Here is a 6,846-nt window from a genome sequence, read left to right on the forward strand (position 1 = left end):
GCGCGCCGGCATGTTCCCATCGATGACCGAAGCTGGCCGCCAGATCATGCGCGAAGCCATGGCAGCGGGCGGCAATCGCCGCGCGGAACGCCAGCAGATGGAAGCGGTGCGCGAACAGATGCTGACCTTGCTGTCGGCGGACAAGATTGATCTGGCGGCGGTGAAGCGTGTGACCGATGAGGAGCGCGCCCTGGCCGATGCCAGCCGCAAGCAGCGCCAGGCCGCGATGCTCGCCGCCGTGCAGAAATTGAGCCTGGAAGACCGCAAGGCCTTTGTGGCGGACAGCCGCGCCATGAAGGCCCGCATGGATGCCCGCATGGACGGCTGGCGCGGCAAGATGCATGACCGGATGAGCCGGCGCAGCGCTGACGCCCCGCCAGCGCCGCCCACTGAATAAAGCAGCCCCGGCGGCGCGATTGATCAGCGCCGGTTCAGGCGCGCCAGCCGGTTTGCTGCGCCACTTCGGCCCAGACCAGATCGGCCAGCCGGCTGACCACCGGGCCGGGCATGCCGGTGCCGACCGCCTGGCCATCGATGCGCACCACCGGCAAGATCGGCGCGGTGGTCGATGTCAGGAAGGCTTCGTCGGCAGCCAGCGCTTCGGCCAGCGTGAACGGGCGTTCCTCCACCAGCATTTGCGCAGCGCGGGCGAGATGGATCAGGCTGCTGCGCGCAATGCCGGGCAGGATGGCCGTGCCAACCGGATGGGTGATGATGCGGCCATCCTTGACGATCCATGCGTTGGTGCTGCTGCCTTCGCGCACCGTATCGCCGCTGACCATCCACGCCTCAAAGGCGCCGGCCTGTTTCGCGGCCTGTTTGGCGAGCACGTTGGGCAGCAGGCCGGTGGTCTTGATGTCCACGCGGCCCCAGCGATTGTCCGGCTGGGTGATCACGCCGATGCCGGTGGCCAGCTGCTTGATCCGCTGCGCAAAATCGAACCGCCGCACGGTCATGACGAGATTTGCCGGCGCTGCGCCCGGAAACGCATGGTCGCGCTTGGCGGTGCCGCGGCTGATCTGCATGTAGATGATGCATTGCTTGTGGCCGTTGCGCGCAATCAGGCGGCGGGCCTGCAGCGTCAGCGGGCCATTTTCCATATCCAGCGTAATGCCAAGCTCAGCGAGGTTGCGGCGCAGGCGCACCAGATGCGGCTGCCAATCCAGGATCTGCCCGTTCATCACCGCGCACACTTCGTAGATGGCGTCACCAAATTGGGTGCCGCGATCCTCGACATGCAGGCTGGCGTCCGCCAGCGGCTGGATGCGCCCGTTGACATAGGCCAGTTGCGGCATGGTGTTGCGATCCTGTTGAGGTTACGTGACTCTGGGGCGGCCAACGTCTAGCGGCTGAACCAGAGTTTTGTCGAGGGCGAGCGCCGATGACCACCCAGCTTGTCTGGTTTCGCAATGATTTGCGGCTGTCCGATCATGCCGCCTTGATCGCTGCCGCGGCGGGCGGCCCGGTGGCGGCGGTGTATGTGCTGGATGATGACACGCCGAGCGATGGTGGCGGCCATTGGCGCATGGGCGCGGCGCAGCGCTGGTGGCTGCACCACAGCCTGACTAGCCTGTCCGCCGCCATTGCAGCGCGCGGCGGCCGGCTGATCCTGCGGCGCGGCCGGGCTGGCCCGGTGGTGCGGGCGCTGGCCGAAACCTTGCGGGCGGATGTGCACACGCTGGTGCATCACGAGCCGTGGGCGTTGGCGCAAGTGCAAGAGGCTGGCGCCGTGTCCACGCACATGGGCGTGACGCTGGCGCAGCCGGAAACCGTGCTGAGCGGCAGCGGCGGGCGCTACCGGATTTTCACGCCGTGGTGGAAAAAATTGCTCGATCAGATGCCGCCGCCGCGCCCGCTGCCGGTGCCGGACCTGCGCTGGGCGGATACGGCGCACATTGCCGGCGATGATCTGGATGCGTGGCGGTTGCTGCCCACCGCGCCGGATTGGTCGGGCGGCTTTGGCGATTGGCAGCCGGGCGAAGCGGGTGCGGCCGCGCGCCTATCTGACTTTGCGCGCCGCGCCGCGCGTTATGATGCCGCGCGCAACCTGCCGGCGGTTGAAGGCACGTCGCGCCTGTCCCCGCATCTGGCGCTGGGCGAAATATCACCGAACGCCGCCTGGCACGGCATCGCCGACGCGGTGGGCGAGACAGTGGCCGAGCCTTATTTGCGCGAACTGGGCTGGCGCGATTTTTCCGCCAATATCATCGATCAATTCCCCGATCATGGCGATGCGCCCAACCGCGCGGCATTCGCCCGCTTCCCGTTTCTTGATGATCCCGCTGGCCTGCACGCCTGGCAGCACGGCCAGACCGGCTATCCGATTGTTGATGCCGGCATGCGGCAATTGTGGGCCACCGGCTGGATGCACAACCGGGTGCGCATGATCACCGCCAGTTTCCTGGTCAAGCACCAGCTCATCGATTGGCGGCACGGTGCGCGCTGGTTCTGGGACACGCTGGTCGATGCCGATTACGCCAGCAATTCGCAAGGCTGGCAGTGGGTGATGGGATCGGGCGTCGATTCATCGCCATTCAACCGGATTTTCGCTCCGGTCGGTCAAAGCGCCAAGTTTGCCGCTGCCGACTATATCCGCCGCTGGGTGCCGGAACTGGCCAAGCTGCCTGACGACGCCATCCACGCGCCCTGGGATGCCGGCGTGGCCTTGCTGCGCGCTGGCGTGAAGCTGGGCCGGGATTATCCGGCGCCAGTGGTGGGCCACGAAGCGGCGCGGGCCCGCGCGCTGGCCGCGTGGGGGCAACTGAAGGCGGGTTAGTCGGGCTTGCGGCGTATCAGGAACAACAGGGTGATCACCCCGACAAACAGCGCCAGCGCCGCCGCTTCGGCCTGCGTTGATTGCGGTATCAGCCACGCGATGGCGGCAAAGGCTACCGCCGCGGCCGGCTTCAGCACGCGCAGCTCCGTCACCGGGCCGGCCTGCTCGACGCCCAGTGCCCGCAGCCGCAGCGCGGCGGCGCAGCCGATGGCGTACACCGACAGGCTGGCAAGGGTGGCAACGATGATCAGCGTTTCAAAACTGCCGCTCACCGCCAGCAAGACGGCGACCACCAGATGCGCAAAGACTGCGTTGCGCGGCACGTGCTGGCGCGGCTCGATCGCGGCCAGCCAGCGCGGCAGCATGCCGTCACGGGCAGCTGCAAAAACGATGCGCGGCGAGCTCATGGCATCGCTGGTGAGGAAGCCGAAGATCGAGATGATCGCGCCCACCGCCATCAGCGCGCCCAGTTTCGGCGACACGCTGCTGAGCGCCGTGGCCAGCGGCGCCGGCGCCCCAGCCAGCGCTGCGCCGATCAGGCCCTGCGCCACCAGTTGAATGGACACATAGACCAGCACGACAACGGCCAGCGCCAGGCCAATGGCCCGCGGAATGGTGCGGGCCGGATCGCGCACTTCGCCGGCCACCGAAAGCCCGCCTTCCATGCCGGTGTAGATGAAGATCGCCATGATCGCAGCGCGGCCGATATCGGCATGGCCACCGGGCGCGCTGGCAGGCAGCGGCAGCACCAGATTGGCCGGCGTGATGAACCACACGCCGATCAGCACGAACAGGCTGAGCGGCACCAGTTTTGCCGCGGTCAACAGCCCGACAAAGCGCGCCGCCGTGCCGATATTGCGGCTGTTGATGGCCAGCAGCACGGCATAGAGCAGCACGATCAGCACGGGCCGCAGATTGGCCGCAGCCAGCGCTGGCCACAGCGCGCCGGCTGCATCAACCGCCGCATTGGACAGCGCGGCGCTGGCCAGGATGTTGGCCGCCCAGGTCAGCGCGCCGATCAGCCAGCCCCAATAGGGGCCAAACGCCGCCGCGGTGAAACCATAGACGCCGCCGCTGGCCGGCACCCGCGCCGTGGCTTCGGCAAAGCAGAGCAGGATGCTGCCAACCACAACCGCTGCCGCGGCATAGGCCAGCGGCGCCCAGGCACCCACGGCGGCGGCAATCTCCCCGGGCAGGGTGAAAATGCCGCCGCCGATGACGAAGCCCACCAGATTGCCGACCATGGCAGCAAGACCAATGCCGGCCACAAGGCCCGAAGCCCCGTTGCTTGCGGCGCTGCTTGCCCGGTGTTGAGCGGTCATTCCTGGATCTTGGGGCTGGTCATCGCCTCAGGCTAGGGTGCGCTGGCAGCCAAGTCCATGGCGGGACCCTATGCCAGATCGAACAACAGCGCCTCAGCGCCTTCGCTGGATGACAGCGAGAGCGACGTTGCATCCTTGATTGCCAAGCCGTCGCCTTGGTGCAGTTCGTGGCCGTCAACGACAACGCTGCCCCGGGCGACCTGCACCCAGGCATGGCCGCGGTTGATCGGGGCGCCGAGCGTGCCGCCCGGTGCCAGCACGGCGCGGGTGATGCTGGCGTCGCTGTGAATGGTGACGGCGCTGTCCGGCGCATCCGGCGCAGCGATCACGTCCAGCCGCGATTCGCCGCTGGCAACAGTGGGCAGCGATTTTTGCTCATAGCCCGGCGCAATGCCGCGCTGGCTGGGCAGCAGCCAGATTTGCAGCAGATGCGCTTCGTCGGTGGCGCTTGCGTTGAACTCGCTGTGGCGAATGCCGGTGCCGGCGCTCATGCGCTGGGCCTCGCCGGGGCGGATGATTTCGCCGTTCCCGATGCTGTCGCGGTGTTCCAGCGCGCCGTCCAATAGGTAGGTCACGATTTCCATATTGTCGTGGGCGTGGGTGGGAAAGCCGCCGCCGCCGGCGACGCGATCTTCGTTGATCACGCGCAGCGCGCGGAACCCCATGATGTCTGGATCATGATAGCTGCCGAACGAGAAGCTGTGGGCAGCCTTCAGCCAGCCATGATCGGCGCGGCCACGGTCTTCGGATTTGCGGTGCAGATAGGTGGGCATGTCGGGTCTCCGGCAAAAGTGGATGCTGGCGATATGGGTGCGCGCTGTGCTGGCGGCAGATGCGAATGGATCGCAGCAGCATTGCCAGAAACGCATAGGTAAAAACAGTGGGCTTTAAAACGGTATGACGATGCCTTGCCAATCCAGCAACTGGCCCGACTGCGCCGGCGTGGCAGCGTCGATCACCGCCAGCAAATGGCGCGCGCTGGTGTCCGGCGTGAACAGGGTTGGCACGCCTTTCTGGAACGGTTTGGACAGGCCGGAATCGACCGTGCCGGGATGCAGCGCCAGCACCACCTGCTCGGGATTGCGGCGGGCCTGCTCGATGGCCATGGTGTGCAGCAGCTGGTTCAGCGCCGCCTTGGCCGCCCGGTAGCTGTGCCAGCCGCCCAGCCGATTGTCGCTGATCGAACCCACCCGCGCCGATAGCGCCGCCAGCACGGTTTTGCGGCCCCTGGGCATCAATGGCAGCACGGCGCGGGCCACCAGCGCCGGGCCGATGGCGTTGACGGCAAAAGCAGTCGTGAGCGCGTCGGCAGACAGTTGCGCGTTGGCCTTTTCGGGTGCCAGCCCATCGCCGTGCAGCACGCCGGTGGCAATGAACACCAGATCGGGCGCAGCCGGCAGGGCGGCTGCGGCAGCGGCGATGCTGTCCGGCTGCGTCAGGTCCACACCGCTGCTGCGGCTCCAGCGCGTCACGCTGGCCACCTGCGGATCAGCGTCCAGCAGGCTGGCAAATGCCGAACCGATGCCGCCGGTGGCTCCGACGACAAGCGCGTGCAGGCCGGGTTGAAAACTTGGAAGCAATGTCATGCGCAAGGCCCTACCGCAGGGCGCGTGTTGCAGCAGCGCGCGATCAGTCGCAGGCGGCCTTCATTCCTTTTCCATCGTGCATTGCAGCGGATGGTTGTGGCGGCGCGCAAAATCAATGACTTGATTGACCTTGGTTTCGGCCACTTCGTAGGTGAAGATGCCGCAAACACCCACGCCGCGCTGATGGACATGCAGCATCACGCGGGTGGCATCTTCGATGTTCATCTTGAAAAACCGCTGCAGCGACAGCACGACAAATTCCATCGGCGTGTAATCGTCGTTCAGCATCAACACCTTGTACAGCGCTGGCTTGGCCGTCTTGGTTTCCGGCTTGGCAGCCAGGCCCACACCGGTGTTGCCGCGGCCGCCATCGGTGCTGCGGTCGTCGTCCGTCATCACGGGGTCGGTCATCACGGGGTCTGTCATCACGGGACAATGTCCGGCAGCCATCTTCATCAACGAAGCCCTGGGGGAGAGGGAGAACAACGCTCTATATAGCAAAACCGCCGCCAGAAAAAAGGGCCGGCGGGCAGCAGCGGCAATCGCAGCCATATCGGACACAAAAAGGGCGGGCGGCCCTCTGGCCGCCCGCCCATTTGTCCGCCTGGCAAAACGCGCCAGGGAAACGCCTTCAACCTTGCTTGGTAAAGGCGGTCTTCATCTTGTCTGTGGCCAATGCGATCTGGTTCTGCATCGGCTCCATCATTTCGCCAGCCAGCTTGACCATCATCTCGGTCAGCTTGCTGTATTCGGCAACGGCGCTGTCGAACTGCGCCTTGGCGAATTCGGTCTGCAGCTGCATCATGTCGTTCGGGGTCTTGGCAGCGGCCAGGCTCTTCATCATGGCCGTGGATTCTTCAAACGACTTCTTGGACGCTTCGGTCAGATGCGCAACCACTTGCTCCACACCGGTGGTGGCAGTGCGGGCCGATGCGATCAGCGCATCGACGTTGGCGCGGGCGGTGGTGTTCATTTCGTCCAGGCTCTTCATGCTGGCGTCAACGGCTTCCTTCGACTTGGCAGCGACCTGTTCCATGGCGGCCTTGCCGCTGTTGATGGCGGCTTCGGTCTGGGCGTTCAGCGTGCTGGCGGCAGTGCGAGCAGCATCCTGGGTGGTTTCAAATGCGGTAGCCATGATCTTTTCCTTTGCTGTTGGGGTGGG

General features: G+C 66.0%; 8 protein-coding genes. 2 read left to right on the plus strand and 6 right to left on the minus strand.

The window, feature by feature from the left end:
- The coding region (locus ABWP50_RS11470) for a periplasmic heavy metal sensor (RefSeq protein WP_353218122.1) at positions 1 to 397 on the plus strand (397 nt) is incomplete at its 5' end.
- A 34-nt stretch (positions 398 to 431) separates the two neighbouring features.
- On the opposite strand, the gene ABWP50_RS11475 is transcribed toward ABWP50_RS11470, so the two are convergent.
- Positions 432 to 1,295 carry a D-amino-acid transaminase gene (locus tag ABWP50_RS11475; RefSeq protein ID WP_353218123.1) on the minus strand — a complete coding sequence of 288 codons (864 nt, stop codon included), beginning with the start codon at positions 1,293 to 1,295 and terminating at the stop codon, positions 432 to 434.
- An 86-nt stretch (positions 1,296 to 1,381) separates the two neighbouring features.
- Between ABWP50_RS11475 and ABWP50_RS11480 the strand changes: the two genes are divergently transcribed.
- Positions 1,382 to 2,776: a cryptochrome/photolyase family protein gene (locus ABWP50_RS11480; RefSeq protein ID WP_353218124.1), complete on the plus strand. Its 1,395-nt coding sequence runs from the start codon at positions 1,382 to 1,384 to the stop codon at positions 2,774 to 2,776.
- Here ABWP50_RS11480 and ABWP50_RS11485 read toward each other — a convergent pair.
- The 5 genes from ABWP50_RS11485 to ABWP50_RS11505 all read right to left on the minus strand — a co-directional run bounded on the left by ABWP50_RS11485 (position 2,773) and on the right by ABWP50_RS11505 (position 6,819).
- Positions 2,773 to 4,098, minus strand: coding sequence for an APC family permease (locus ABWP50_RS11485; protein ID WP_353218125.1), 1,326 nt, complete (start codon positions 4,096 to 4,098; stop codon positions 2,773 to 2,775). The genes ABWP50_RS11480 and ABWP50_RS11485 overlap by 4 nt on opposite strands.
- A 68-nt stretch (positions 4,099 to 4,166) precedes the next feature.
- On the minus strand, positions 4,167 to 4,871 hold the full coding sequence (locus ABWP50_RS11490; protein ID WP_353218126.1) for a pirin family protein: 705 nt from the start codon (positions 4,869 to 4,871) through the stop codon (positions 4,167 to 4,169).
- A 114-nt stretch (positions 4,872 to 4,985) separates the two neighbouring features.
- Positions 4,986 to 5,684: an SDR family NAD(P)-dependent oxidoreductase gene (locus tag ABWP50_RS11495; protein ID WP_353218127.1), complete on the minus strand. Its 699-nt coding sequence runs from the start codon at positions 5,682 to 5,684 to the stop codon at positions 4,986 to 4,988.
- A gap of 60 nt (positions 5,685 to 5,744) precedes the next feature.
- Positions 5,745 to 6,095: an ATP-dependent Clp protease adapter ClpS gene (gene clpS, locus ABWP50_RS11500; protein WP_502951049.1), complete on the minus strand. Its 351-nt coding sequence runs from the start codon at positions 6,093 to 6,095 to the stop codon at positions 5,745 to 5,747.
- 220 nt (positions 6,096 to 6,315) lie between these two features.
- The gene (locus ABWP50_RS11505) at positions 6,316 to 6,819 is read right to left on the minus strand and encodes a phasin family protein (RefSeq protein ID WP_353218128.1); all 504 of its coding nucleotides are present in this window, start codon (positions 6,817 to 6,819) and stop codon (positions 6,316 to 6,318) included.
- Between the last annotated feature and the right edge of the window lie 27 nt (positions 6,820 to 6,846).

Origin of the sequence: Sandarakinorhabdus sp. (genome assembly GCF_040398645.1) — a bacterium.
Classification (GTDB): Bacteria; Pseudomonadota; Alphaproteobacteria; order Sphingomonadales; family Sphingomonadaceae; genus Sandarakinorhabdus.